22 protein-coding genes and 8 tRNA genes are annotated in these 25,901 nt (G+C 63.7%); 7 read left to right on the plus strand and 23 right to left on the minus strand.

What is annotated here, in order from left to right; translation table 11 throughout:
* Positions 1 to 51 precede the first annotated feature (51 nt).
* Positions 52 to 615 (minus strand): hypothetical protein, encoded by a 564-nt coding sequence (locus ACZ92H_RS19130; protein WP_465052364.1) that lies wholly within the window; start codon positions 613 to 615, stop codon positions 52 to 54.
* Between the two features lie 287 nt (positions 616 to 902).
* Here ACZ92H_RS19130 and ACZ92H_RS19135 point away from each other — a divergent pair, with 287 nt between their 5' ends.
* The 6 genes from ACZ92H_RS19135 to dbpA all read left to right on the plus strand — a co-directional run bounded on the left by ACZ92H_RS19135 (position 903) and on the right by dbpA (position 9,004).
* Positions 903 to 1,421, plus strand: coding sequence for a sigma-70 family RNA polymerase sigma factor (locus ACZ92H_RS19135; protein WP_131378458.1), 519 nt, complete (start codon positions 903 to 905; stop codon positions 1,419 to 1,421).
* A gap of 1 nt (position 1,422) precedes the next feature.
* Positions 1,423 to 2,442 (plus strand): FecR domain-containing protein, encoded by a 1,020-nt coding sequence (locus ACZ92H_RS19140; RefSeq protein WP_465050635.1) that lies wholly within the window; start codon positions 1,423 to 1,425, stop codon positions 2,440 to 2,442.
* Positions 2,443 to 2,589: 147 nt separating this feature from the next.
* Positions 2,590 to 5,046, plus strand: coding sequence for a TonB-dependent siderophore receptor (locus ACZ92H_RS19145; protein ID WP_465050636.1), 2,457 nt, complete (start codon positions 2,590 to 2,592; stop codon positions 5,044 to 5,046).
* Positions 5,047 to 5,170: 124 nt separating this feature from the next.
* Positions 5,171 to 6,835 carry an acid phosphatase gene (locus ACZ92H_RS19150; protein ID WP_465050637.1) on the plus strand — a complete coding sequence of 555 codons (1,665 nt, stop codon included), beginning with the start codon at positions 5,171 to 5,173 and terminating at the stop codon, positions 6,833 to 6,835.
* 397 nt (positions 6,836 to 7,232) lie between these two features.
* Positions 7,233 to 7,469 (plus strand): hypothetical protein, encoded by a 237-nt coding sequence (locus tag ACZ92H_RS19155; RefSeq protein ID WP_131378450.1) that lies wholly within the window; start codon positions 7,233 to 7,235, stop codon positions 7,467 to 7,469.
* A gap of 110 nt (positions 7,470 to 7,579) precedes the next feature.
* Entirely contained in the window at positions 7,580 to 9,004 is a 1,425-nt protein-coding gene (dbpA, locus tag ACZ92H_RS19160) for an ATP-dependent RNA helicase DbpA (RefSeq protein WP_131378448.1), read from the plus strand.
* On the opposite strand, the gene ACZ92H_RS19165 is transcribed toward dbpA, so the two are convergent.
* From ACZ92H_RS19165 to ACZ92H_RS19180, 4 genes are all read right to left on the minus strand, one after another.
* Entirely contained in the window at positions 8,991 to 9,542 is a 552-nt protein-coding gene (locus tag ACZ92H_RS19165; RefSeq protein ID WP_465050638.1) for a hypothetical protein, read from the minus strand. The genes dbpA and ACZ92H_RS19165 overlap by 14 nt on opposite strands.
* Positions 9,535 to 10,068 (minus strand): hypothetical protein, encoded by a 534-nt coding sequence (locus tag ACZ92H_RS19170; RefSeq protein ID WP_465050639.1) that lies wholly within the window; start codon positions 10,066 to 10,068, stop codon positions 9,535 to 9,537. Before ACZ92H_RS19170 ends, ACZ92H_RS19165 begins: the two co-directional genes overlap by 8 nt.
* Positions 10,069 to 10,163: 95 nt before the next feature.
* Positions 10,164 to 11,540: a cysteine--tRNA ligase gene (cysS, locus tag ACZ92H_RS19175; RefSeq protein ID WP_465050640.1), complete on the minus strand. Its 1,377-nt coding sequence runs from the start codon at positions 11,538 to 11,540 to the stop codon at positions 10,164 to 10,166.
* Between the two features lie 246 nt (positions 11,541 to 11,786).
* Positions 11,787 to 13,019, minus strand: coding sequence for an MFS transporter (locus ACZ92H_RS19180; RefSeq protein WP_131378440.1), 1,233 nt, complete (start codon positions 13,017 to 13,019; stop codon positions 11,787 to 11,789).
* A 142-nt stretch (positions 13,020 to 13,161) separates the two neighbouring features.
* Between ACZ92H_RS19180 and ACZ92H_RS19185 the strand changes: the two genes are divergently transcribed.
* Positions 13,162 to 13,989 (plus strand): AraC family transcriptional regulator, encoded by an 828-nt coding sequence (locus ACZ92H_RS19185; protein ID WP_465050641.1) that lies wholly within the window; start codon positions 13,162 to 13,164, stop codon positions 13,987 to 13,989.
* A gap of 112 nt (positions 13,990 to 14,101) precedes the next feature.
* On the opposite strand, the gene aqpZ is transcribed toward ACZ92H_RS19185, so the two are convergent.
* From aqpZ to ACZ92H_RS19275, 18 genes are all read right to left on the minus strand, one after another.
* Complete coding sequence (gene aqpZ / locus ACZ92H_RS19190) at positions 14,102 to 14,791, minus strand: aquaporin Z (protein WP_101480520.1); 690 nt, start codon at positions 14,789 to 14,791, stop codon at positions 14,102 to 14,104.
* A 227-nt stretch (positions 14,792 to 15,018) separates the two neighbouring features.
* Positions 15,019 to 15,429, minus strand: coding sequence for a GNAT family N-acetyltransferase (locus ACZ92H_RS19195; protein WP_465050642.1), 411 nt, complete (start codon positions 15,427 to 15,429; stop codon positions 15,019 to 15,021).
* Positions 15,429 to 15,887 carry an Ivy family c-type lysozyme inhibitor gene (locus ACZ92H_RS19200; RefSeq protein ID WP_465050643.1) on the minus strand — a complete coding sequence of 153 codons (459 nt, stop codon included), beginning with the start codon at positions 15,885 to 15,887 and terminating at the stop codon, positions 15,429 to 15,431. The genes ACZ92H_RS19195 and ACZ92H_RS19200 overlap by 1 nt, the downstream gene beginning before the upstream one ends.
* Positions 15,888 to 15,967: 80 nt before the next feature.
* Complete coding sequence (locus tag ACZ92H_RS19205) at positions 15,968 to 16,348, minus strand: hypothetical protein (RefSeq protein WP_131378432.1); 381 nt, start codon at positions 16,346 to 16,348, stop codon at positions 15,968 to 15,970.
* 70 nt (positions 16,349 to 16,418) lie between these two features.
* Positions 16,419 to 17,612: an amidase family protein gene (locus tag ACZ92H_RS19210; protein ID WP_465050644.1), complete on the minus strand. Its 1,194-nt coding sequence runs from the start codon at positions 17,610 to 17,612 to the stop codon at positions 16,419 to 16,421.
* Positions 17,613 to 17,819: 207 nt separating this feature from the next.
* Positions 17,820 to 18,395, minus strand: coding sequence for an elongation factor P (locus ACZ92H_RS19215; RefSeq protein ID WP_092799733.1), 576 nt, complete (start codon positions 18,393 to 18,395; stop codon positions 17,820 to 17,822).
* Positions 18,396 to 18,530: 135 nt separating this feature from the next.
* Positions 18,531 to 19,700 carry an elongation factor P maturation arginine rhamnosyltransferase EarP gene (gene earP, locus ACZ92H_RS19220; protein ID WP_465050645.1) on the minus strand — a complete coding sequence of 390 codons (1,170 nt, stop codon included), beginning with the start codon at positions 19,698 to 19,700 and terminating at the stop codon, positions 18,531 to 18,533.
* A gap of 95 nt (positions 19,701 to 19,795) precedes the next feature.
* Positions 19,796 to 19,871, minus strand: a tRNA-Glu gene (locus ACZ92H_RS19225).
* Positions 19,872 to 19,944: 73 nt separating this feature from the next.
* Positions 19,945 to 20,020, minus strand: a tRNA-Glu gene (locus ACZ92H_RS19230).
* A gap of 124 nt (positions 20,021 to 20,144) precedes the next feature.
* Positions 20,145 to 20,220: transfer RNA gene (locus ACZ92H_RS19235), tRNA-Glu, on the minus strand.
* 184 nt (positions 20,221 to 20,404) lie between these two features.
* On the minus strand, positions 20,405 to 21,499 hold the full coding sequence (locus ACZ92H_RS19240; RefSeq protein WP_465050646.1) for a DUF5694 domain-containing protein: 1,095 nt from the start codon (positions 21,497 to 21,499) through the stop codon (positions 20,405 to 20,407).
* Positions 21,500 to 22,592: 1,093 nt separating this feature from the next.
* A tRNA-Ala gene (locus ACZ92H_RS19245) sits at positions 22,593 to 22,668 on the minus strand.
* A 50-nt stretch (positions 22,669 to 22,718) separates the two neighbouring features.
* Positions 22,719 to 22,794 (minus strand) — tRNA-Glu (locus tag ACZ92H_RS19250).
* A 38-nt stretch (positions 22,795 to 22,832) separates the two neighbouring features.
* Positions 22,833 to 22,908, minus strand: a tRNA-Ala gene (locus ACZ92H_RS19255).
* Between the two features lie 134 nt (positions 22,909 to 23,042).
* Positions 23,043 to 23,118, minus strand: a tRNA-Glu gene (locus tag ACZ92H_RS19260).
* A 67-nt stretch (positions 23,119 to 23,185) separates the two neighbouring features.
* Positions 23,186 to 23,261: transfer RNA gene (locus ACZ92H_RS19265), tRNA-Ala, on the minus strand.
* A gap of 136 nt (positions 23,262 to 23,397) precedes the next feature.
* Entirely contained in the window at positions 23,398 to 24,804 is a 1,407-nt protein-coding gene (gltX, locus tag ACZ92H_RS19270; RefSeq protein WP_465050647.1) for a glutamate--tRNA ligase, read from the minus strand.
* 70 nt (positions 24,805 to 24,874) lie between these two features.
* Positions 24,875 to 25,786, minus strand: a complete 912-nt coding sequence (locus ACZ92H_RS19275; RefSeq protein ID WP_465050648.1) for a LysR family transcriptional regulator — start codon at positions 25,784 to 25,786, stop codon at positions 24,875 to 24,877.
* Positions 25,787 to 25,901 lie beyond the last annotated feature (115 nt).

Raw genomic sequence — 25,901 nt, forward strand, 5'->3', positions numbered from 1 at the left:
CAAGGGATTCAGCGGTTTTTGCATTTCAGGGACTTGCCAGTGCCTGCCAGCTTACTCGACGCTGGCAACCCTGATCTGCCGGGCCGCCGCGTGCAGGCTGGCCGCCACCCGCTCCAGCTTGTCGGCGCCCGTCGTTTCCGTCAAGGCGGCCAGCGCGCTGATATGAAACGTGGCGACCATCGCCGGCGACACGTCCAGTTCCAATGCCGCCTGACTCAATTCCGTCGATGCTTCCAGATAAGCATCGCTGCCCGCTTCGAATGCCTGCTTCGTTTCCAGCAATTCCTGTCCGCCCTCTGCCTTGGCCAGGCAATCGTCGACCTTTTGCTGGAAGGCAGGCAAGCTGTCGCGCACGGGGCCGGGCGCCGGCGCCGGCTCGGGTTCCACGGGCGCGGGCGCCGCGTCGACCGGCCTGGCGGCAGGCGCCATGTCGCGCAGGGTCAGCCAGCGTTCGACGGCGAGGAAATCGGCGAACGGCTCGGCCACTTTCGGATTCATCAGCCACACTTCCCCCGTGCGCCAGTCGATCCTCACGCCGCGCTCATTACGCGCCAGCAAAATATCCTTGCCGCCATTCGCATTCGACACGCGGCCGATGTCGAGCCAGTTCATCATTTCAGCCTGGCGCGACATCGCGTTGACACGATGAAAATAGGCCAACCATAAGAATCTGGCGACCAGGAGAACCAGGGCACCGCCAACCATCCACATCATCTTTTCGCTCCGCCTCACATCGACAAGCCGCATTTTCTCACATGAAAGCTTGCGCTACAGAAACTTTTACAAAGGCGCGCAGCCATGCCCCAGTCGCATTTCAACAACGCCGCGCTTTCCCTGATTGCCTGCCGCGTGCCGCTCAGTTAGAATGAGAACAATTCTCATTTAGATTATTGCGCATCGATATGCTGTCCGCCGCTTCCCCGCCATCCGACTTTCACGCGCTGTACGCCGAGCACCATTCCTGGCTGCTGCGCTGGCTGAAGCGGCGCCTGCACGATGCGGGGCTGGCGGGCGATCTGGCGCAGGACACCTTCATCAAGGTTCTCGTCGCGCGCAGCAGCGCGGACATCCTGCAGCCGCGCCCCTTCCTGGCCACCATCGCCAGCCGTCTGCTGGCCAACCACTGCCGCCGCGAGGAACTCGAACGCGCCTACCTGGACGCCCTGCTGCACGCGCCGCAAGCGTGCGTGCCATCGCCGGAAACCCTGTCCATCCTGCTCGAATCGCTGCAGCTGATCGACCGCGCGCTGGACCGGCTGTCCGGCAAGGCCAAGGCCGCCTTCCTGCTGGCCCACCTGGACGGCATGAGCTACGCGGAGATCGCCGCCGAACTGGGCACCACCACGCATTCCGTCAAAAAATACCTGAGCAAGGCCAATTTGCTGTGCTTTTTTGCCGTGCCCGATTTCGCGGCAAGCTGACATGCGCGGCGCGAAAGTCTATGCCAACGGCCAGCCCATCGACCTGGCCATCGCCATGCAGGCGGCCGAATGGCTTACCACCCTGATGAGCGGAGAAGCGACGCCGGCGGAAAAAAACGCCTGGCGGCACTGGCGCCAGGCGCACCCGGAACACGAACGGGCATGGAGCCATATCGAGCACGTCAGCGGCGGCTTGCAGGGACTCGATGCCCAGGCCAGCCGCAAGGCGCTGCTGCACAGCCCCTTGGCGCGCCCGGCCACGCGCCGCAAAAGCCTGCAGCTGCTGGCATGCATGGCCACCATCGGCATCACGGGCTGGCTAGGCGCGCGCTCGGAATACGCGCCCGGCTTTGCGCGCGCCGCGCTGGCCGACCTGTCCACCGGCGTGGGCGAAAGCCGCGAAGTGACCCTGCCCGACGGCACTCGTTTGCACCTGAACAGCGGCAGCGCCGTCAACATCCGCTACACGGCCACGCAGCGCCTGCTGCAGCTGGCGCAGGGCGAAGTCTTCATCGCCACCGCGCGCGAAACGGGCGTGCCCTACCGCCCCTTCCTCGTCGAGACGGCGCACGGCCACGCGCAGGCGCTGGGCACGCGCTATTCGGTGCGCCAGGAAAGAGAGCGCACCACCGTCGCCGTCGAGGAAGGCACGGTCAGGCTGACACCGCGCCGGGGCGATGGCAAGCTGCTCGTCCGCGCGGGCCAGGGCGGCGGCATGACGGCGCAGCATATCCTGCCCGCGCATGCCATCACCTCCGACATCTGGGCCTGGCGCCAGGGCCTGCTGCTGGCCGACGCCATGCCGCTGCGCGACTTCCTGCACGAATTGAGCCGCTATCGCCATGGCTTGCTGGGCTGCGACGACGCCGTGGCGGGATTGCGCATTTCCGGCGTCTTCCCGCTGGCCGACCTGGATGCCGTGCTGCTGTCGCTGCCCGACTCCCTGCCCGTCGACGTGCGCCTGCGCACGCGCTACTGGGTGCAGGTGGAGGCGCGGCAGCGGCGCCGCGAAATCAGTTAATGCGCGCCGCAAAAAAAACTTACCCGTTTCCGTTTCTCGCGTGACCTGTGTAGGCAACGTTCTTTTTGACGACTCCAACACAAGGTAACCATGTCTCCAGTTATGTCTTTCCGAACCCCGTTTCGGTCACGCCCGCCGCGCACGCGCATGGCGCATGCCATCCAGCTCGTCTTCGTCGGTTCCGCCCTGCTGCTGACCATGCCCGCGCCCGCGCTGGCGCAGGAAAGCGCGGCGGCATCCGCCGCCACTCTCGACTTCCAGGTTCCCGCGGGCGACCTGGCCGCCGCGCTGCGCCAGGTCGCCAGCCAGTCGCGCGTCATCCTCAGCTTCACGCCGGAACAGACGCGCGGCAAGACGTCCCCCGGCCTGGCGGGCCGCCACGACGTGCTGGCCGCCCTGAACGGCGTATTGCGCGGCACGGGCCTGAAGGCCGAGCGCAGCGCCAATGGCAGTTACGTGCTGCGCCCGGCCGACGCGGCGGCGGGCGGCGAAGCGCTGTCCATGATGCCGGAAGTATCGGTGAAGGCGCAGCAGGACGCCACCGAAGGCTCGGGCGCGTATGTCTCGCCCCTGCCGATCGCCACGGCCACGCCGCTGGGCCTGTCGGTCAGGGAAACGCCGCAGTCAGTCAGCGTCATCACGCAGCAGCGCATGCAGGACCAGGGCTTGAACACCATCGCGCAAGTGATGGCGCAGACGCCGGGCATCACCCTGTTCTCGCTGGGCAGCGAACGCTCAGGCTTTACCTCGCGCGGCTATGCGATCACCAACTACCAGCTCGACGGCGTCAACACGCACTCGGAAAACCTGGGCCTCAACGCGATACCGTCGCAAAGCCTGGCCGACATGGCGCTGTACGACCGCATCGAAGTGCTGCGCGGTGCCTCGGGCCTGATGACGGGCGCCGGCGACGCCTCGGGCGCCATCAACATGGTGCGCAAGAAGCCGACGGCGCAGTTCCAGGCCTCGCTCGAAGGCGAACTGGCTTCCCGCGACGAGCGGCGCGGCGTGGCGGACATTTCCGGCCCGCTGAACGAGGCAGGCAGCCTGCGCGGCCGCCTGGTCACGCTGTACGAGGAAGCCGACAGCATCATCGACAGCTATAGCCGCGACAAGAAAGTGGTGTATGGCGTGATCGAAGCGGACCTGTCGGCCGCGACCAAACTGACGGCCGGCGTGACGCACCAGCGCAACCGCTCGAAGGGTTCGCTGTCCTACCTGGGCTTCCCCCTGTTCTACAGCAATGGCGCAATGACGGACCTGCCCCGTTCCTTCAGCCCGGCCGCCAAATCGAACCGCTTCGGCAGCAATTCGACCGACGTCTTCGCCACTCTGGAACACGCGCTGGCGAACGACTGGAAGCTGAAAATCTCGGCCAACCGCGTGCAGTCGTCGCAGGAAGAGCGCGCCGTCTACATGAGCGTGAGCAGCGCCTTTCCCGACCAGGCCACGGGCGATGGCCTGATGCTGAACGGCGACTACCGCGATTACCGGCTCAAGGTCAACAGCGTGGACGTCAATGTGCGCGGTCCGTTCAGCGCCTTCGGCCGCCAGCACGAGCTGGCGCTGGGCATGGATTACAACGACTTCCAGAGCACGACGGATGGCCGCTTCGACAAGGACATCCAGCAGACCCCCGTCAACCTGTATAGCTGGAATCGCCTCGCGGCACCCGTGTTTGGCGATACCTTCGTCACCTACGACAGCACGCGCCGCCAGGCCAGCGCCTATGCCGCCACGCGCCTGAACCTGTCCGAGCGCCTGAAACTGATCGCCGGCGCCAAGGTGCTGCGCTACAGCGAGAATTACATCTCGGATGCGCCTGCCGTGTCATTTTATGGCGAGTCCCCGGCCTCGGAAAGCCGCGTCTTCACGCCGTATGGCGGCCTGGTGTTCGACATCGACGCCACGCACAGCCTCTACGCCAGCTATTCATCCATCTACCAGCCGCAGGCCGCGCAAGACCGCTATGGCAAACTGCTGGCGCCGCGCTCGGGCAAGACCTACGAAGCGGGCATCAAGAGCGGCTGGTTCGATGGCCGCCTGAACACCTCGGCCGCGCTGTACCAGATCCGCCAGAGCAACCTGGCCGAATCGGACCCCGGCTACACCGTGCCAGGCACCAGCAATCCCGCCAACCGCACCATCAAGGGCGCCAAGACCCAGGGCGTGGACCTGGAAGCGACGGGCGCCCTCGCGCCGGGCTGGAATGTGTCGGCGTCGTGGTCGTACAGCCAGACGGAAAACAATACGGGCAAGGCGATCCAGACCACCTTCCCGCGCCACCTGGTGAAACTGTGGACCACCTATCGCCTGCCCGGCGAGCTGCAGCGCCTGACCGTGGGCGGCGGCATGAACTGGCAAAGCCGCGTGTATTCGGACATCGATGCATGGCAGATCGAGCGCACCCTGCACTGGGAGCAGAAGGCGTACTCGGTGGCCAGCCTGATGGCGCGCTACGACGTCAGCGACAAGCTGTCGGCGAGCGTCAACGTGGCCAACCTGTTCGACAAGAAGTACACGGCGTCGGTGTCGGACTGGTGGTATTCGGGCATGTACGGCCCGGCGCGCAAGGTGGCCTTGAGCGTGCGCTACCAGTTCTGATGTCCTGAATCGGCTGGGGAGGCACGGGGCGAATATTTCACATTACCCAAGGGCCGGTGATACAATTTTCCGCTTCACGGGCAGCGATAGCGGCCCGTGCCACAGAGACACCCAAGGAGAATGTGTGAAGGACCTCGCCCCCGCCCTGCCAGCCGATCCGGCCGACCAACCCGCCAATCCCTCGCGCCGGCTCATTTTCCAGGCCGCTTCCGCAGTCGGCCTGGCCGCCAGCCTGCCCGCGCTGGCCGACGCCGCGCCAGCCAGAAAGACCATCGCCAAGGGATCGCTCGACGCGAAACTCAAGGCGCACGTCAAGAACGTGGTGGTGATCTACCTGGAAAACCGCAGCTTCAACAACCTGTTCGCCAACTTCCCCGGCACCAGCGCGCCCCTGTCCGCCGTCACGGCGGAACAGGCGCAGCAGCTGGACCGCGACGGCAAGCCGCTGGCCACCCTGCCGAAGATCTGGGGCGGCCTGGTGCCGAACCAGCAGAACGTCGGCGGCATCGATTACCTGATCAAGGAAGATCAGATCACGGGCCTGGCCAACGCGCCCTACAAATTGAGCGACGCGGCCGGCAAGCCACTGCCGGAGAGCATCATCACGCGCGACCTGGTGCACCGCTTCTACAACAACCAGATGCAGATCAACGGCGGCAAGAACGACGGCTTCGCCGCGTGGGCCGACAGCGGCGGCCTGGTGATGGGCCACTACGGCGAAACGTCGAAAAACCTGAACCTGTGGCTGATCGCCGAGCAGTACACCCTGTGCGACAACTTCTTCATGGCGGCCTTCGGCGGCTCCTACATGAACCACCAGTTCCTGGTGACGGGCCGCGCCAACGAATACTTCAACGCGTCCGAGACGGCGGCAAAGAAAAAGATCGCCGTGCTGTCCGACGGCCCGCAAGGCGTGCGCCTGGCGATCGCGCCCGATTGCCCCGCCTCGGCGCTGGACGGCAAGCCGAAATACGTCAACGACGGCGCCATCACGCCGGACGGCTATGCCGTCAACACCATGGCGCCGCCCTACCAGCCAAGCTACATCCGTCCCGCCTACGACGGCGACCCGCTGCACGCCGATCCGGCCGACGCCAATACCCTGCCGCCGCAAACCTACGACACCATCGGCGACCTGCTGTCGCGCAAGGGCGTGAGCTGGGCATGGTACGGCGGCGGCTGGCAAGCGGCGCTCGACCACAAGGGCGGCGGCAGCAAGCCGAACTTCCAGTTCCACCACCAGCCGCTGAACTACTTCAAGCAGTTCGCCCCCGGCACGGCCGCGCGCGCGGAACACCTGCGCGATGGCGGCACGGGCGACAGCCCGATCTCGAACAAATTCCTCGCCGCCGCCGTGGCGGGCAAGCTGCCGGCCGTGACTTTCTACAAGCCGCAGGGCAACCTGAACCTGCATGCCGGCTATTCGGACATCGAGTCGGGCGACCAGCACGTGGCCAACATCATCGCGCACTTGCAGGCCTCGCCGCAGTGGAAGGACATGATCGTAGTGATCACGTTCGATGAAAACGGCGGCTGGTGGGACCACGTGGCGCCGCCGAAGGGCGACCGCTGGGGCCCGGGCACGCGCATTCCCGCCATCGTCGTCTCGCCGTACGCGAAAAAAGGCGCCGTCGACCACAGTTTTTATGACACCACGTCGATCCTGCGCCTGATCACGCGCCTGCACGACCTGCCCCTGCTCGAAGGCCTGAAGGTGCGCAACGACGCCTTCGCCGCGCGCGGCGCGCTGCCGCCGGGCGATCTGACAGGTGCCCTGAGCTTCCGCTAAACGCCATCCAAAACCTGCTGCGCGCCGTGATTTGCGGCCTGCGATGCTCACTGTGCTAAAGCACAGTCGCGCTTCTCAGCCACAACTCACTGCCGCTCGCTACGGTTTTGTCAGGCGTTATAAGCCACCCACAGTGCGGCACGCCTGTGATACACTGCGTGCCGCACTTTGAACCTGTCCCGGCAGATGAATACATCAGCAGCAGACAGCCTCCTGCCCGAACAGGTTCTTGAATCCGCAGGATAAGTTTTCCTGCAGGTTGTCCCAACCATGAGCCCGACTCCAGTAGCCGGGCTTTTGTTTTGTGGACCAAGCGTACAGAGTATTCACACAGCGGACAACTTTTTGCCCGCTCCCCGGCGCCGGGTTTTCGCGGCCGGGGACCAGAGGTTCAGAAATGAGAGATAAAAAAGACAACGCCACCATCGACTTGCCCGGTTTCGGCCCGCCGCCAGCGCACGACGCGCCAGAGCCGGCGCCGGAACCGCAGCGCCGCGTGCGCGTGCGCAAGGTGGCCTTGAAACAGGTGCAGCTGGAATTGCTGGAGCCGACCGACGCCACGGGCCTGCCCGTGTGGACGCGCGACGCCGGCCTCGATCTGACCGGCCTGCCCATCTGGGCGCCTGATACCTGACACACCAACGCCGGCGGCCGTTTGCCGCCAGCTGCCACACCACCATCCGCACAAGGGCGTAATGCCTGTAGACTGTGCCCATCCACCGTTTTTTACCGGCGACGCCCTCCATGAATACCACCTCTACCACTACCGCCTTTTCCAGCCTGCCGCTGACGCCCGCCTTCCTGGCCAACCTGGATTCGCTCGGCTACCACGAGATGACCACCATCCAGGCGCAAAGCCTGCCGGCGGTGCTCGATGGCCGCGACCTGATCGCCCAGGCGAAAACGGGCAGCGGCAAGACGGCCGCCTTCGGCATCGGCATCCTGCACAAGCTCAATCCGGCCTGGTTCGCCGTGCAGGGCCTGGTGCTGTGCCCCACCCGCGAGCTGGCCGACCAGGTGGCCAATGAGCTGCGCCGCCTGGCACGCGCGGCTGGCAACATCAAGATCCTGACCCTGACGGGCGGCGCGCCCATGCGCCCGCAAATCGCCTCGCTGGAACACGGCGCGCACATCGTCGTCGGCACGCCAGGCCGCCTGCGCGACCATATCGGCCGCGGCACCATCAACCTGAACCACGTGCAGACGCTGGTGCTGGACGAAGCGGACCGCATGACGGACATGGGCTTTTACGAGGAAATCGCCGGCATCGTCAGCGCCTGCCCGGCGCGCCGCCAGACCCTGCTGTTCTCGGCCACGTATCCGGAAGACATCCGCCGCGCCACGGCATCCTTCCTCGTCAATCCACTGGAAGTGACGGTCGAGGCACAGCACGACAACGACAAGATCGAACAACGCTTCTATGAAATCGGCTTCGACGAGCGCAATGCCGCCGTCGGCAAGCTGCTGAAGCACTTCAAGCCGGAATCGACCCTGGCCTTCTGCAACACCAAGGTGCATTGCCGCGAGCTGGCCGAGGAACTGCGCCAGCAAGGCTTTTCCGCGCTGGCCCTGTACGGCGAGCTGGAACAGCGCGAGCGCGATGAAATCCTCGTGCTGTTCGCCAACCGCAGCTGCTCCGTGCTGGTGGCCACCGACGTGGCCGCGCGCGGCCTCGATATTTCCGACCTGGGCGCCGTGATCAACGTCGACGTCTCGAAGGATACGGAAGTGCACATCCACCGCATCGGCCGCACGGGCCGCGGCAGCAAGAAGGGCCTGGCCCTGTCGCTGTGCGCGCCGAACGAGAAAAAATGGGTCAAGCTGATCGAGCAATACCAGAACAGCGCCGTCGAATGGCACGAACTGAAGGAACTGGACGAGGACGATGGCGCAGAAGCCCTGCCGGCGCCGATGGTGACCCTGTGCATCATGGGCGGCAAGAAGGACAAGCTGCGCCCGGGCGACTTGCTGGGCGCGCTGACAGGCGACGCCGGTCTCACCAAGGAACAGGTGGGCAAGATCAACGTGTTCGAGTTCATGACCTACGTGGCCATCGACCGATCCGTGGCCGAAGCGGCCTTCAAGCGCCTGAACGCGGGCAATTCGCTGGGCCGCGACTTCGGCAACATCAAGGGCCGCAGCTTCAAGATGCGCTTCATCGAGGCGTAAGCTCCTGCAATGCGCGCAGGGCCGCCATGGCCCTGCTTCCCGGGTACTCGTCCCATATGGGGTATTGCTGGCGGTAGTAGCAGTTCCAGTAGCTGACGGCGCGCCGCTGCAGCGTGGCGACATACGCGGGATTCTCCCGCAGGTAGCGCGCCAGCGCCTGCGCATTCCAGGCCGGCAGTGCCGCGCCGATCCGCCCGACGATCTCCAGCACGTATTCGCCGCACAGGTGCACGACGAAGGGCACCGTCCACGCCTGCTCCTGCAGCAAGAGCTGCGCCACGCAGTGTTCGCGCACGTGGCCGTCATGGTGTCGCGTGCCCAGGCACAGGGCGGCAACACCGGCGTCGCCGGGCAGCCCGGCGGCGCCCAGCAGCGCGTCGCGGTCATGGTAGGTACGCAGGGGAATGCGCAGCCGCCGGCCATCCTGCAGCACCTCGAAGGCTTCCGACGGCGGGCGCATCAGCTTGCTGGACAGGATGGGCAGCAGCTGCGCCACGGTGCCGGCCAGGGCGGCCGGAAAGGCTAGCGCTTCAAGCATCGCCGGCGTCCTGGCAGACTTTGCGCACGCCCAGTGCCGGCTTGTCCACCTTTTCAAAGATCACGTTCGAATACCATTGCGCCGGATCGCCGCCGGTGGGCTTGCCCAGCGAGATATAGTAGCCGCCGTGGATGAACAGGGCCGTGGTTTCCTTGCCCGGCGTGGCGCCTCGCAAAAAGGCGGGGTAGGCCGCCTTGGCGACCGGCGCAAACTGCGCGCCCAGCAGCGCCAGCAGACGCGCGTGACGCTCTGGCGCATACGGGAACAGATACAGGTACTCGACCAGCTCCCCGCCATCGGCCAGGCGCGTGACGGCGGCCGTCGCCGCCTCCGCTTCATCGCCAAAGCGGCACAGCACCCCGCCGCTGTAGGCAAAATCGATGACGGTTTTCGGGGCGCACGCCTGCACTTCGCGGTCGACGCCGACAGGCGGCAGCGCGCGCACTTGCGCCAGCAGCGCCTCGCCCGACGTGGCCAACGCGGGAAAGCCGGGGCAGGCGCTGGCCGCATGGACGGCGTTTGGCAAGGCAAGGCAACAACTCAATAACAGCACACCACGCTTCACGGCTTCTCCCGCATTCATCAGACGGCCATTATGCCGCACTGGCATCGATGCCCCCGTCACAGCAGGCGCGCCCGCTGTCCCTGCGGCGTATCCTCGATCTCGTAGCCGGCCGCGCGCGCCAGTGCGCGCAGGCGGTCCGCCTCGGCCCACTGGCGCTGCGCGCGGGCGGCCGTCCGCTCTTCCATCCATGCCTGCACCTGCGGCGGCACGTCCACCCGCGCCGGGCGCCACGCCAGCAGGTCGAGTCCCAGGGCCGCATCGAAGCGGGCCATGGTGGCCTTTTTCACGGCGTCCGGCACGTCGCTTTTCAGCAGCTCCCAGGCCACGGCCAGCGCGCGCGGGTAATTCAAGTCATCGTTGATGCAGGTCGTAAAACGCTCATGCCATGCGGGATCGGCCTCGCCAGCCGCCGCGCCCAGCCCGTGCACGCTGCTGCGCAGGCGCGCCAGGCCGCTGGCGGCCGCGCGCAAGGCTTCGTCCGTGAAATTGAGGCTGCTGCGGTAGTGGGCGCCCAAGCACAGGTAGCGGTAGGCCAGCGGATCGATGCCCTGCTCCACCAGGCTGTGCAAGCGCAGAAAATCGCCCGACGATTTCGACATCTTCGCCTCTCCCGTTTTCAGGAAGGCGCCGTGCAGCCAGAAGTTGGCCAGGCGCGTGCCGTGGCGCGCTTCCGTCTGCGCGATCTCGTTGCTGTGGTGGACGGCCACATGGTCTTCGCCGCCGCAATGGATGTCGAAATACGCGCCCAGGTGCTTTTCCGCCATGGCCGAGCACTCGATATGCCAGCCGGGGAAACCCAGGCCCCAGGGGCTGTCCCATTCCATCTGCCGCTGGCCCGGCACGCCGCTGAACTTCCACAGCGCGAAGTCGCAGAGATCGCGCTTCTCGCCCAGCTCCACCCGTTTGCCAGCCTGCAGGCCGTCGCGGTGCAGATTCGCCAGCTTGCCATAGCTGTCCTGGCGCGTGGTGTCGAAATAGATGCCGTCTGCCGTGCGGTAGGTGTAGCCCTTCGCTTCCAGGTCGCCGATGAAGGCGATCTGCTCGGCGATGTGGTCCGTGGCGCGGCACCAGACGGTGGGCGGCAGGATATTCAGGGCGCGCAGATCGCCCTCGAATGCGCGGGTAAATTCAAGGGCGATGTCCCAGGCCGACTTGCCGCTGCGGGCGCTGCGCGCCTCGATCTTGTCGTCGCCGCTGTCCGCGTCCGACGTCAGATGGCCCACGTCCGTGATATTCATCACGTGGCGCACCTGCAAGCCGTTGAACTCGAGCGCGCGGCGCAAGCCGTCGACGAACAGGTAGGTACGCAGGTTGCCGATGTGCGCATAGTCGTAGACGGTGGGGCCGCAGGCGTACAGGCCCGCCCGGCCGGCGGCGAGGGGTTCGAACGGGCGCAGGCTGCGCGCATACGTATCGTACAAATGTAGTGTCATGCGGAGGCTTTCATGAGCGTAGCGGAAAAAGAAAATGGCCACAGGTTTTTCAACACTGTGGCCATCGGCATGAGGAGTCAACGTTATCGGCGCAGGGCCGCATCCTCGCGGGGCCAGGTACACGGACACGGCGCGGCGGCACGCATGGCGGCGCCGGAGACAGTGACTGGAATGAGGATGGAGGAAATCATGGTGAGAATATCGCATGCGCGCCGGCGGGCCGTCAAGCCCGCCGGCGCCGCAGTCTTATTTTTTCGCCTGCTCGATATGCGGCAGCAGCACCGTCAGGATGCCCAGCAGCGGCAGATAGGAGCAGATTTTATACACGTAGGCGATGCCCGAGACGTCGGCCAGGTGGCCCATGGCGGCGGCGGCGATGCCGGAGACGCCGAACATCAGGCCAAAGAAGATCCCGGCGATCATGCCCACCTTGCCCGGCACCAGTTCCTGCGCGAAGACGACGATGGCGGAAAACGCGGACGAAATCACGAAGCCGATGATCACCGTCAGCACGGCCGTCCAGAACAGGTCGACATACGGCAGCAGCAGGGTGAACGGCGCCGCGCCCAGGATGGAGATCCAGATCACGCGCTTGCGGCCGATGCGGTCGCCGATGGGGCCGCCCATGAAGGTGCCGGCAGCCACGGCGGCGAGGAACAGGAACAGGTACAGCTGCGCCGCGCCGATCGACAGGTGGAATTTGTCGATCAGGTAAAACGTGTAATAGCTCGACAGGCTGGCCATGTAGATGTATTTCGAGAACACCAGCAGGGCCAGCACGCCCAGCGCGCCCATCACCTTGTTGCGCGACAGGTTAGGACCGTGGCCGCCCGCCTTCGGCTTGAAGCTGGCCAGGTGGCCGCGATACCAGTGGCTGACCTTGTACAGCACGCCGATGGCCAGCACGGCAAGCAGGCTGAACCACGCGATATTGCCCTGGCCGCGGCCCACGATGACGGCCGCGGCCAGCAGCGGTCCCAGCGCGGAGCCGACGTTGCCGCCCACCTGGAACAGCGACTGGGCAAAGCCGTAGCGGCCGCCCGAGGCCATGCGCGCCACGCGCGACGCTTCCGGGTGGAAGGTCGAGGAACCGACGCCGATCAGGCCGGAGGCGATCAGCAGGGTCGGAAAGGTCGAGACGATGGACAGCATCAGCACGCCGGCCAGGGTAAAGCACATGCCGACAGGCAGCAGGAAGGGCAGCGGACGGCGGTCCGTGTACAGGCCGATCCACGGCTGCAGCAGGGAAGCCGTGCACTGGAACGTCAGGGTAATGAGGCCGACCTGGGTAAAACTGAGTGAAAACTCGGCTTTCAGCATCGGATAAATCGACGGCAATAATGCCTGGATCAAGTCATTGAGCAAATGCACGAAGGCGACGGCGCCCAGGATGTGCATGGCCAGACCGGATTGTTGTTGGGAACTTTGGAGCGAGGGAGCCGCCGGCATGGCGGCGGGAGACGTCGTGGTGGTGTGCATGGTTCTTCCGCAATAAGCAGGCCCGGCAGGCGGCCCGGCAAAGAACCCAGTATAGTATGGCCACCGAACTACTAACTTCCAATAATCGTCGCGCAAGTGACAAACCGGTGACAAACCCGGCAATCCATCCGGCAACCAGCATATGTACACCAACCACCCTGCCCTGGCCGATGCGAACGGCATGCCTTTCAGCCGCAGCACCGATTCGCACGACTACCAGCACGTGCCGCGCCCCGTGACGGCCATGTCCAAGCAATACCAGGCGGGCGACGTCACGCCGCCGCACAGCCATATCCGCGCCCAGCTGCTGTATGCGACCGAGGGCGTGATGCGCGTCACGACCGAACATGGCGTGTGGATGCTGCCGCCCCGGCGCGCCTTGCTGATTCCCGTCGGCATCATGCACGAGGTGCACATCCTCAGCGAGCTGAGCATGCGCACCGTGTACATCGAAGCGCAGGTCGCGGCCACCTTCGGGCCCGATTGCAAGGTGCTGGAAGTGAGCCGGCTGTTGCGCGAGCTGATCCTGGCCCTGCTGGCCGAACCCGTGGAATATGCGCTCGATGGCCGCGGCGACTGGCTGGCGCACCTGATCCTGTCGGAACTGGCGGCCGCCGACACCGTCCCCATCGCCATTCCCTGGCCCCGCGACCGGCGCCTGGTGGCCGTGTGCTCGGCCATCATGGATGCGCCCGGCAGCCGGCGCAGCATCGAGGACTGGGCCCACGATGCGGGCGCCAGCGCCCGTACCCTGATCCGCTTGTTCCCCAAGGAAACGGGCTTGCACTACCGCCAATGGCTGCAGCAGGTGCACCTGGCGGAGGCCTTTTGCCGCCTGGACCGGGGCGAAGGCGTGGCTGCCATTGCCTACGCGCTCGGCTATGCCAGCCCCAGCGCCTTCAGCGCCATGTTCCGCCGCATCCTGGGCCGCACGCCGCAGCACTACCTGAGCGAGTGGCGCGGCGCGTAGGTCGGCTTGGTGCGGCAAGGCGGCGCGTCAGCCGACAGGCCCAGCCGGCGGCACTGCCGGCTGACGCCATGCGGGCCAAGCCGGCCTGCAACCGCCATCAGGTCAAATCAGCTTATTTCTTCTCGCCTGCGATCAGGCGATAGGCCAGCGCCCCCAGCAAGGCGCCGATGATGGGCGCCAGCCAGAACAGCCACAGCTGGCTGGTGGCCCAGTCGCCCACGTACAGCGCCACGCCGGTGCTGCGGGCCGGGTTGACGGAGGTGTTGGTGACGGGAATGCTGATCAGGTGGATCAGGGTCAGCGCCAGGCCGATCGGCAGCGGCGCGAAGCCTGCCGGGGCGCGCTTGTCGGTGGCGCCCAGGATCACGATCAGGAAGAACATCGTCAGCACGATCTCAATCACCAGCGCCGACAGCATCGAATAGCCGCCCGGCGAATGGGCGCCATAGCCGTTCGAGGCGAAGCCCTTGCTGACATCGAAGCCCGCCTGGCCGCTGGCAATCACGTACAGCACGCCGCCGGCCACGATGGCGCCCAGCACTTGCGCGATGATGTACGGCAGCAACTGATTGGCGGGAAAACGGCCGCCCGCCCACAAGCCGATCGAAACGGCGGGATTCAGGTGGCAGCCCGAGATGTGGCCGATGGCGTAGGCCATCGTCAGCACCGTCAAGCCAAACGCCAGCGCCACGCCGGCAAAGCCGATACCCAGGCCGGGGAAACCGGCAGCCAGCACGGCGCTGCCGCAACCGCCCAGCACCAGCCAGAACGTGCCGAGAAACTCGGCGCCATATTGTTTCATGATGTATTCCTTCAAAGTGTCGAGAAAACGTGCCAAGGGACGAACAATCGGACCGCTCACCACCTTTGCCGCATCCGGGGATGACGGCAAAGCACAGCACCAGCAAAGCACCGCTGCGCAATGGCCGCAGAGCGCGCATAATGACATGTTGTCATTATCAAGGCAACATTATTATGTATAATAATGTTAATAGTTATCTTGACACTTAAAGGCTATTTTGATAATTTTTACGGCGCGGGGCGGCGCATATACTTGTGTGGCGACGCCAATGGCTCAAAGCCGAAGCTGGCATACAGCCCGTGCGCATCGTCGGTTCCCAGCATCCAGCCGACGTCGCGCAGGCGCGCGTCATCGAGCACGGCAGCCACCAGCTGCCGGCCGTAACCCCTTCCCTGGTATTCCGGCAGCACGAAGACATCGCGCAGGTAGGCACAGTCCGTGTAATCGGTGACGACCCTGGCGAAGGCCACCTGGCGGCCCTCCACATAGCCGCCAAAACACAGCGCATTGGCCATGCCCTTGCGCACCGTTTCCAGCGCCACGCCCCGCTTCCAGTACGACTGCTCGCTCAGGTAGCGGTGGATCATGGCTACATCCAGCGCGTCGCGCTCGCTGGAGATATGCAGTGGCGCGGGCATCAATTCTTGTACAGCATGTCCGCTTCGGCGATGCTGGGCTCGCCGAAATACACGGTGCGCAAGCCACCCTTGCCATCGCTGCCCATGTACACGCCCGTCATGCTGCGCTGGGCCGGATCGTACAGGATGGAATAGCGGTGGCCGCAATTGTGCGGCTCGCAGACGCTGCTCAGCAGGCGCGCCTTGCCGTCGATCTCGACGGGCTTGAGGGGACTGGTCACGCCATTCGGCACCCAGCGCTGCCGTTTCAGGCCCGCCTTCTTGAGGGCCACGTTGAAGGCCTGGCGGAACGCGTAGTCGGCCGTGTAGACGTCGGCGAAATACGGGCAGGACGCGCCGCCATCACAGCTTTGCGCCTGCTCGATCAGCGACAGCTTCGGGGTGCGGGCTTGCGCCGGCATGGCAGCCAGCGCCACGACAGCACTGACAAGCAAGGGCAACAATAAACGTGCGGACATGACATCTCCTAAAGCAGCAAATAATGCCGGCAGCATAGCAGAATGGCATGCCGGCCTCTACGCCGGCATCCTGGACCACATCAGGGAGAACAGCGGATGCCGACCACGCCGTTGACCTTGCCTTCCGGCCAATCCGTCTGGCGCCAGCGGTAAACGCCGGGCGCAACGATGATCAGCTGCCACTCCACCAGCTTGCCATTCCCCGCCTGGCGCGTTTCATTGTCATAGCGCACAGTCAGGCTGCGCTCCGTTTCCGCCACCACCGTGGCCGCGAAGCGGTTGGTCTCGCCCAGCGTGCTTTTCCAGATGCGGTCGCTGAAGATCGCCAGGCGCGCATGATCGTCAGACAGCTGCATGCGCGTAAAGTGCCGCGGCTGGTCGCAAACGCTGTTGGTATTGAAGCTGTCGGACCAGCTGCCGGACAGTTGCGTGACATCGAAAGGAGTGGCAGCGGCAGTCACGACCGCACTCAGCAGCAAAGTTGCAAGCATAGGATATCAAAAGATAGCTAAAAGGAAAGAAAGTTCATGTTCAGCGCAGCGCTTCGGTAATGCTGGATGGCAAGGCCGGCATGCGCCGGTGCAAGGTCGCCTGCTCATAGGCATACGCCATGGCAATCAGTTGCGGCTCCGCATGAAGTGCGCCGATGAAAGAGAGGCCGACTGGCAAGCCGCGCACCATGCCGGCCGGCACGGTAATGTGCGGCTGGACCATGCGCGCCAGCGGCATGCCCTGGCAAGTGGGCCCCGCCAGCGCGTCGAGCGCGAGTCCGCGCAGCAAGTCGCCGATGGCATCGGCTGCGGGCGCGGGCGCGGGCGCAGGCGCAGGCGGCGGCATCGTTTCGATCAGCTCGGCGCCCTGCTCGCGCAGCACCTGCAGCGCCTGCTCGATGACGGCATCGGTCTCCGCGCACTGGCCGAACAGGGCGCGCGCCACGCCGATGCGGCGCCCGCGCAGGCCGGCGGGGTCGAGCGCCAGGCCATCGGCGCCCGAATCGCCGGACAGGGCCGCCAGCAGCCACGCCGCTTCCCGCACGCTGGGCGCCATCGGTCCGGCCGTGGCCGCTTCGGCACCTTGGCCGGGGGCGGCCCTGCCCGTCGGCTGGATGGCAACCAGGCCGCAGCTTGAAGCGGGCGCGACGATGGAACCGTCCGCCTCGCTATCGACGGCAAGGATGGTCAGTCCGGCCCAGCTGGCACTGGCATGCGGCACGCTGACGGCAGCCCACTGGCGCAAATTGCTTTTGCCGATGATGACGGCGCCTGCCGCGCGCAGGCGCGACGCGATGAACGAATCGCAGCCGGCATGCGACGATGCTGGCGCCTGCGTGCGCGTCTTCATGCGGTCGCCGGTGGCAATATTGTCGCGCAAGACGATGGGGATGCCATGCAAGGGGCCGCGCACCTTGCGCACTTGCCGTTCGCGGTCCATTTCCAGGGCAATTTTCAAGGCGTCGGGATTGATTTCGATGCCGGCGTGCGCGCGCGCGCCAATACTGCACAGGGAACGGATGCGCGCCAGGTATTGCGATGTCAGCGCATGCGAACTGAGCTTGCCGGCCCGCATCATCTGCTGCTGCGGCAGCACGCCCGCATCGAGCAGATGGGCCATGGGACTGGCGGGCGCCGTGGGACGGGACAGCACGGGACGCGAAGCGCGCGCGGGCACGGCCGCAGGCGTGGCGCCCGGATAGGTGCCATTGCGTAACATGTGACTGCGCTGCATGGTATCTCCAGGGAACTTCAGTGTTTCTAACGCAACAATGCGTGCCTCATAGGATAGCAGCCCTAGCAACTCAATAGTTGTTTAATGGAATTATTTTTTAAGCAAAAAAAAACGCTGCCCGAAGGCAGCGTTTCTTGACGATCTACAACTGGAGCGCGCCAGGCCGGCGCGTGCCGGGCCCTGCATGCATCGCAGTGCGACGATCTGTTAGTTGCGTACGACACGCTTGTATTCGTTGGTACGGGTGTCGATTTCGATGACGTCGTCCTGTGCAACGAACAGTGGCACTTGCACGGTGTGGCGGTGTGCGTCGATGGCGTTTTCGATCTTGGCTTCCTTCAGGACGTTGCCCGAAGTATTGCCCTTGACTGCAGGCTCCGAGTACACCACTTGACGGGCGATGGTCGTAGGCAGTTCAACGGAGATGGCTTTGCCGTCGTAGAAAATGGCTTCGCATTCCATGCCGTCCTTCAGGTAATGCAGTGCATCGCCCAGGTTTTCTTCTTCGATTTCATACTGGTTGTATTCGGCATCCATGAAGACGAACAGCGGGTCGGCGAAGTACGAATAGGTCACTGGCTTTTTGTCCAGAACAACAACGTCGAACTTGTCGTCGCCGCGGAACACGTTTTCCATCGGGGTGTTCGTCAGAAGATTTTTCATCTTCCATTTGTAGGTGAAGCCCGTGCGGCTCGAACCGTTGACATCAGAACGCAACACGATCATTGGCTTGCTGTCGACCATGATGATATTGCCAACACGAATTTCTTTTGCGGGTTTCATAGGAATGTACGTAAAAAGTGGGTTGCATGAAGACCATCTGCCGCCTGGGTGCCATCAGCGCCGCAAGCTTGCGTTTGATCGGTTAAAAATACGTTAGAAATAACCGGGCATTTTACCTTAATTTTTGGCAAGCGCCTATCTCGACGCGCCAGCGAATGCCAGCAGGTTGCTTGCCAGATCGCCATTGGCCTGCATCTGCCGCTGCCAGCCCTGCGCGCGTGCCGCCATGCGCGGCATGTCGGCCTGCAATGCGGGCCACAGCGCCGTCCACGGCAAGGGATCGGCACTGGCACCATTCCAGGCCAGCGCCGCCTGCACGAGGCTGTCGACCACCCCCTCCCCGTCCACCGCGTAGCGCTGCAGGAAGGCGCGCAATTTGACGTGATGCAAATTTTCATCCTGCACGTAGATATGCCAGAGGAAAGGCTTGCCGGCCCACTGCGCGCGCACGAAAGAATCTTCGCCGCGCACGAAATTCACGTCGCAGGCCCACAGCAGGCGGTCGTACTCGTCCTGCGGGACAAACGGCAGCACGCGCACGGTGAGTCCGCCATGCGTGCGCGCAGCGCCTGCCACCGCCGCATCGTCGCCGATAAAGGCCTGAACGGCGTCGAATGCAACGCCTTCCGGCACCAGGCACACTACCGGCCTCTTACCGCCCTGCCAAGCGGCGAACAGCTCGGCCACGGGCGCGGACGGATAACAGAACAGCGACACCTTCAGCGCGGCCATGTCCGCCGCAGTCACGCCAAAGCGACCCAGGAATGCCGCCATGGCGACCCCATCCGCCTGGAAGGCCAGGCGCTGCTCGTCCAGCGCCGCTTCGCGCAGCAAACCGCCCGTTTTCTCCGTGAAGCCGGGAAAAAAGAAATGCTTGATCATGCCGTGGCGGGGCGACGTCAGCGCATGACAGCCCTCGACCCACTCTTCCGCCGTCAAGCCTTCCAGGTTCAGCCAGACGGGATGGGGCGCGCATTGCGCCATGGCGCTGATATAGTCGGGCGGAATGTCGCAGGCAAAAAACTCGATGACGATATCGGCGACGTCGGCTGGCGCAAACGCCCCATCCTGGCCGCGCCAGTGGCGCACGCTAACGCCGGACGCCTGCTGGGCCTCTGCCGCCACGTCGATGCCAGGGCAGATGCGCTGGAAGCTGGCCAGATCGTCGACCCACAAGGTCACCGCCACGCCGTGCTCGTCCTGCAACTGCCGCGCCAAGCGCCAGCAAATGCCGATATCGCCGTAGTTGTCGACAACTTTACAGAAGATAGCCAGAGATGGCGCGCGATCGGTAGCGAATGGCATAGGTAATGGGAAGAAAAAAACGTTGACATGGCAGCCAACAACAAAAAAGCCGCTCTGTGACCAGGCGGCTTTTTTGTTGGCTGATTCAGCCGGTCTGGCGTCCCCAAGGGGATTCGAACCCCTGTACTCACCGTGAAAGGGTGATGTCCTAGGCCTCTAGACGATGGGGACAGAAAATCTGTCCTGGATGCGCTACCCTGCATCCCGACCTGTTACTTGCTACTTGCGCTACTACTTGCGAATCTGGCGTCCCCAAGGGGATTCGAACCCCTGTACTCACCGTGAAAGGGTGATGTCCTAGGCCTCTAGACGATGGGGACAGAAATCTGTCCTGAATGCACTACTTCGCATCCTGACCCGGTACTACAGCAATATTGCAGAAACAAAAAAAGCCTGACTTGTCAGGCCGATTCAGCACTGCAATATTACTTTACAACTAAATCCTGGCGTCCCCAAGGGGATTCGAACCCCTGTACTCACCGTGAAAGGGTGATGTCCTAGGCCTCTAGACGATGGGGACCTGTGCTGGTTTTACTCTCAGCGTACTCTTCGTTGAAGGCTTTGTTTAGCCCCTCAAAAAAGCGTGCGCGAAGTTTAACACGAAGCGATTCATGAAATCAACTGCCGGCCGTCTTATTTTCCATCTTATTGCACTTCCCGCCCCCATGGGAACGCCATGATGACAGGAAGCCAGGAAAACGGAATCAGTCGCCCTGGCGCAGGACAGCGTCCGTGCCGACGATGCGCACGTCATGCATCTGCTGCAGATAGGCTTCCAGGTAAGCCTTGTGCGACGCCCCCACCAGCACCAGCACGCGCATGCCGGGGCGCGCCATCATGACTTCGCGGATATTCGATGCCATGCGCAAATTACGCGTTTCCCAGTAGGCCACGTAGTTGCGGCCAAAATGCTGTGGCGATGGCTCCTCGAGCGCCGCGCCGAAATCGCTGCGGAAAGCCATCCCGGCCATGGCCGGCGCATTGTGCGCGCGATACATGGCCAGCACGGCGGCCGGCGTCGCCAATGCCGCTTCCAGCTCATCTCTGATGCGCTTGCGCTGCGCCGTATGCGGGTTGTCCCACGCCTTCATGAGCGCCGCGCCGTAAGCCCTCTCTTCCTTCTCGTTTTCGGCGGGCTCATCCGCCGTATGGTCATCCATGGCATACACCCGCTCATGCCCGCTGCTTGCCGCCACGACGGCGGCGATCAGGACATCTTCGCCGCGCCGCTGCATCCTGTCATTGAGCATGGCCGCCAGTTTCTCGTCGAGACCGTCGCCCGCCCGCCGCTCCTCCACCGGCAGGCGCAGCCACTGCACCAGCGCGGAAGCACGCTCGCCGCCGGCCAGGAATAGCGACGCCAGGGTGCGCCGCTGCGCGGCAGTGGGCGCCGGCGGCCACGCGGCCAGCAGACGCTGCGCCTGCACGGTGGCCGCCACCACATCCAGGCCGGTGGCCGCTTGTGCGGCAGCAGGGTCCCAGCAGTATGACTTGATCGTGTCCGCATAACGCTGCGGGTAGCTGCGCAGATAGGCACATTGCAGGCCGGACAACGCTTCGATGGCGACGGCTTGCGGCTGCCACTCCAGCAAACGCGCGTTCAGCAAACTCAGATGCGCAGGATCAAACGACTTCGGCAACTGCGACAGGTGCGGCGTGCCCAGCACCATCACTTCGTTGATGCGCCCTGCCTGCAACTTGTGGGCAGCGGGATCAAAGGGAGCGGCAGGCGTCGCGGCAGCGACCACCGGCGCGCAAAAGAACGCGGCAAACAATATGCGCGCAAATAAACGGGACATTCCACCTCCGGAGTTGAGTAATTTCATGGTGACTGACAGGCGTCAAAACGGCAGCTTGCACGAGCCCCGCCACCCACGGTTCGCACCAAGGATATCTTAAGCTTTCGATAGCAGCATGTCCGCCCAAAAACGACGAGCGGCAAAAATGGCATTCTGGAATGCAATTGATGCGGATATGCCGCGCCAGGCGCCCAAGGCAGACATGCAATAAGTGGCGAGTGAAAAGGAAGGGCGAAAAAAATCGCGGAACTAAAAAAGTCATTCAAGATGGCTTTGCCAGCCACGTAATTTTCTGCGCTGCCAGTGGAAACAAGGCGCGAGCCAACCGCTGACCTCTTGCATGCCATGCCAGTGCCCTCCCAGCTTAGCCACATTCCCCTGGGGGCATGGCGGAAAACCGTCCGGAAATAAAAAAAGCCGCTCGAGGCGACTTTGATTATCGTGTGATTTCTGCGCTGTTGGTGGAGGCAAGGCGGGAGCTGACCGCTGACCTCTTGCATGCCATGCCAGCGCACTCACAGCTTAGCCACATTCCCCTGGAGGGGTATGGCGGAAAACCGTCCGGAAATAAAAAAAGCCGCTCGAGGCGACCTTGATTATCGTGTGATTTCTGCGCTGTTGGTGGAGGTAAGCGGGAGCTAAGCGCCGACCTCTTGCATGCCATGCCAGCGCGCTCACAGCTTGGCCACACTCCCCTGGGGGCATGGCGGAAAACCGTCCGGAAATAAAAAAAGCCGCTCGAGGCGACTTTAATTATCATGTGATTTCTGCGCTGTTGGTGGAGGTAAGGCGGGAGCTAAGCGCCGACCTCTTGCATGCCATACAAGCGCGCTCACAGCTTAGCCACACTCCCTGGGGTATGGCGGAAAACCGTCCGGAAATAAAAAAAGCCGCTCGAGGCGACTTTGTTTATCGTATGATTTCTGCGCTGTTGGTGGAGGTAAGGCGGGAGCTAACCGCTGACCTCTTGCATGCCATGCAAGCGCGCTCACAGCTTAGCCACACTCCCCTGGGGGGGGTATGGCGGAAAACCGTCCGAAAATAAAAAAAGCCGCCCATGGCGACTTTGATTATCGTGTGATTTCTGCGCTGTTGGTGGAGGTAAGCGGGATCGAACCGCTGACCTCTTGCATGCCATGCAAGCGCTCTCCCAGCTGAGCTATACCCCCCGGGCGCAGAAACACTGCTACTTCTTTACGACAACAACACCAGACCGAACTGGCGTCCCCAAGGGGATTCGAACCCCTGTACTCACCGTGAAAGGGTGATGTCCTAGGCCTCTAGACGATGGGGACCTCGGAACTACAGTTTTACTACTTTACTCCTGCGCTGTTGGTGGAGGTAAGCGGGATCGAACCGCTGACCTCTTGCATGCCATGCAAGCGCTCTCCCAGCTGAGCTATACCCCCCGGGCGCAGAAATAATAAAAGCCGCACTTGGCGACTTTGTTCCACTACTTGCTTTCCATCCAGAGCCCGCTTTTTACGAACCTGAACTTACAACAATCAGTACAAACAACTGCCACTACTATAACACAACTACCTGGCGTCCCCAAGGGGATTCGAACCCCTGTACTCACCGTGAAAGGGTGATGTCCTAGGCCTCTAGACGATGGGGACCGCGGAACTTCCAAACAACTACTGCACCACTTCAACAACTAACAAAACCTGACTGCGATTTTGCTGCTGGTGGAGGTAAGCGGGATCGAACCGCTGACCTCTTGCATGCCATGCAAGCGCTCTCCCAGCTGAGCTATACCCCCGTTGGTGCAGAAACAAGAGTATAGCAAAGAAGTTTCACTCTGCAAATACCCTTTTTCGTCTATGAGCAACTTTTCATAGGGACGGTTTCCACACGCTGTTTCCACGCCTACTTCTACGCGTCTTACATCGCGGCGATTACAGCCACTTTGCCAGGCGCGCCAGCACGGTCTCGCGGCCAAATACCACCACCACCTGATCGATGGCCGGCGTCTGCAGCTGGCCCGTCAGGATCAGGCGCAAAGGCATGGCCAGCAGCGGCATCTTGATGGTGTTCGCGGCCAGCACTTCCTTGATCATGGCAGCGACGGCTTCCTTGCTCCAGTCCACCGTGGCGATGCGTTCGGCAAACTGCGCCAGCACGGGCTTGATCGCATCCGTGATGTGCTGCGCCACGAGATCCGCTTCCGGCTGCGGCTCGCGGAAGAACAGCATCGAGGCGGCAGCCAGCTCATTGACCGTGTGCGCGCGCTCTTTCATCATGCCCAGCACCAGCGCCAGATCCGGCGCGCCTTCGAAGACGGCACCGGCTTCCAGCATCTGCGCTCTAGCCAGGCCGGCCAGGCGCGTATTGTCAGCCTGCTTGATGTAGTGGTTATTGAGCCACTTGAGCTTTTCCAGGTCGAACTGCGCGGCCGACTTGGTCAGGTGATCGAGGTTGAACCATTCGCAGAACTGCTCCACCGAGAACACTTCATCATCGCCGTGGCTCCAGCCCAGGCGCGCCAGGTAGTTCAGCATCGACTCGGGCAGGAAGCCCTGCGCCGGATAATCCATGACGCTGACGGCGTCGCGGCGCTTGGACATCTTCTGGCCGTCCGAACCCAAAATCATCGGCAGATGGCCGTACAGCGGCAGCGGTGCGCCGATGGCGCGCAGGATATTGATCTGGCGTGGCGTGTTGTTGACGTGGTCATCGCCGCGCAGCACGTGCGTGATGCCCATGTCCCAGTCATCGACGGCGACGCAGAAGTTATAGGTCGGCGTGCCATCCGGACGGGCGATCACCAGGTCGTCCAGTTCGCGGTTCGAAATCGTGATGGTGCCCTTGACCACATCGTCCCAGCTGACGTCGCCGTCGAGCGGATTCTTGAAGCGCACGACAGGCTTGCGGTCGGCGGGAACGGCCGGCAGGGTCTTGCCCGGCTCCGGACGCCAGGTGCCGTCGTAGCGGGGCTTTTCGCCGGCGGCGCGCATGCGTTCGCGCATCGCTTCAACTTCGTCGGGCGAGGAATAGCAGTGGTACGCCGTGCCTTCAGCCAGCATCTGCGCCACCACTTCGCGGTAGCGGTCCATGCGCTGCATCTGGTAGAACGGGCCTTCGTCGTGGTCCAGGCCCAGCCACTGCATGCCCTCGATGATGGCTTGCACGGCTTCCGGCGTCGAACGCTCCACGTCCGTGTCTTCGATGCGCAGCACGAAGGTGCCGCCGAAGTGGCGGGCGAAGGCCCAGCTATACAAGGCGGTGCGGGCGCCGCCCAGGTGGAGATAGCCAGTCGGGCTGGGAGCAAAGCGGGTACGCACGGGAGTAGCGGTTGTGGTCATCGAAGTAATCAGGCTTAAATTAAGAAAACACCATTTTACTCTGTTGACCGCCGCCGCTCCACCGGCGTTCCTAGAGCAGCTGCAAGCGCCGCGTGACGGCGCCCGCCTGCGCATGCAGCGCCTGTTCGAACAGGGCCACCAGCTGCGACAAGGGCCGGTGCAAGGGCTTCACGAGATTCACGGTGAATGGCAGCGAAACGCCGAAGCGGCGGATCTGCAAGCCCTGCCCCGCATAGTCGAGCGCCGTGAGCGGGTTGACGATGGCCAGGCCCACGCCTTCGCGCACCATGGCGCACACGGAAGCGGCGCTGTGCGTGTCGAGCGCCATGCGCCGCTCCACGCCCGCCTGCGCGAAGATGGCGTCGATCTGCTGCCGGTAGGGGTCGACGGCGGCCAGGCTGATGAAGGGTTGGCCCGCGAAATCCGCCGGCTGCAGCACGGCCTTGCTGGCCAGCGCATGGCCATCAGGCAGCACGCACACTTCGTCGACGGACATCAGGGTGTCGAGCGCGGTGCCCGGCGGCGCATTGCCCACTTCCGTCAGGCCGATGTCATGGCGCTGCGCCGACAGCCACTCTTCCAGCAGCGGCGACTCCTGTGGCGTGATGCTGATGCTCACCTTGGGAAACTCGGCGACAAACAGCTTGCAGGCCTGCGGCAGCAAGGACTGCGAAAACACGGGCAGGCAGGCGATCGACAGCTGCCCCTGGTCGAACTGGCGCAGGGCCGTGGCCGTGCTGACGATGCGCTCCAGGCCGAAATACGCGCGCTGCACTTCCTCGAACAGCTGCAGCGCCTGTGCCGTCGGGCGCAGCCGTCCCCGCTCGCGCTCGAACAGGGTCAAGCCCGTCAAATGTTCGAGGCGCGCCAGCTCGCGGCTGACGGTGGGCTGCGAAGTATGCAGCATGGCGGCGGCGGCCGTCACGCTGCCCGTCGTCATGATGGCGCGGAAAACCTCGATATGGCGCAGGGAGATAGTCATGGGCATATCATAAATGAATAAGGTCAGCGCAAATGGATATTTTATGTTTACCGAGAAAAGCCCCATCATCTGCATGCAGGCCGGATCAGCGCGCAGCGTGCGCGCGATCCGGCGC

The organism is Janthinobacterium foliorum (genome assembly GCF_978021625.1).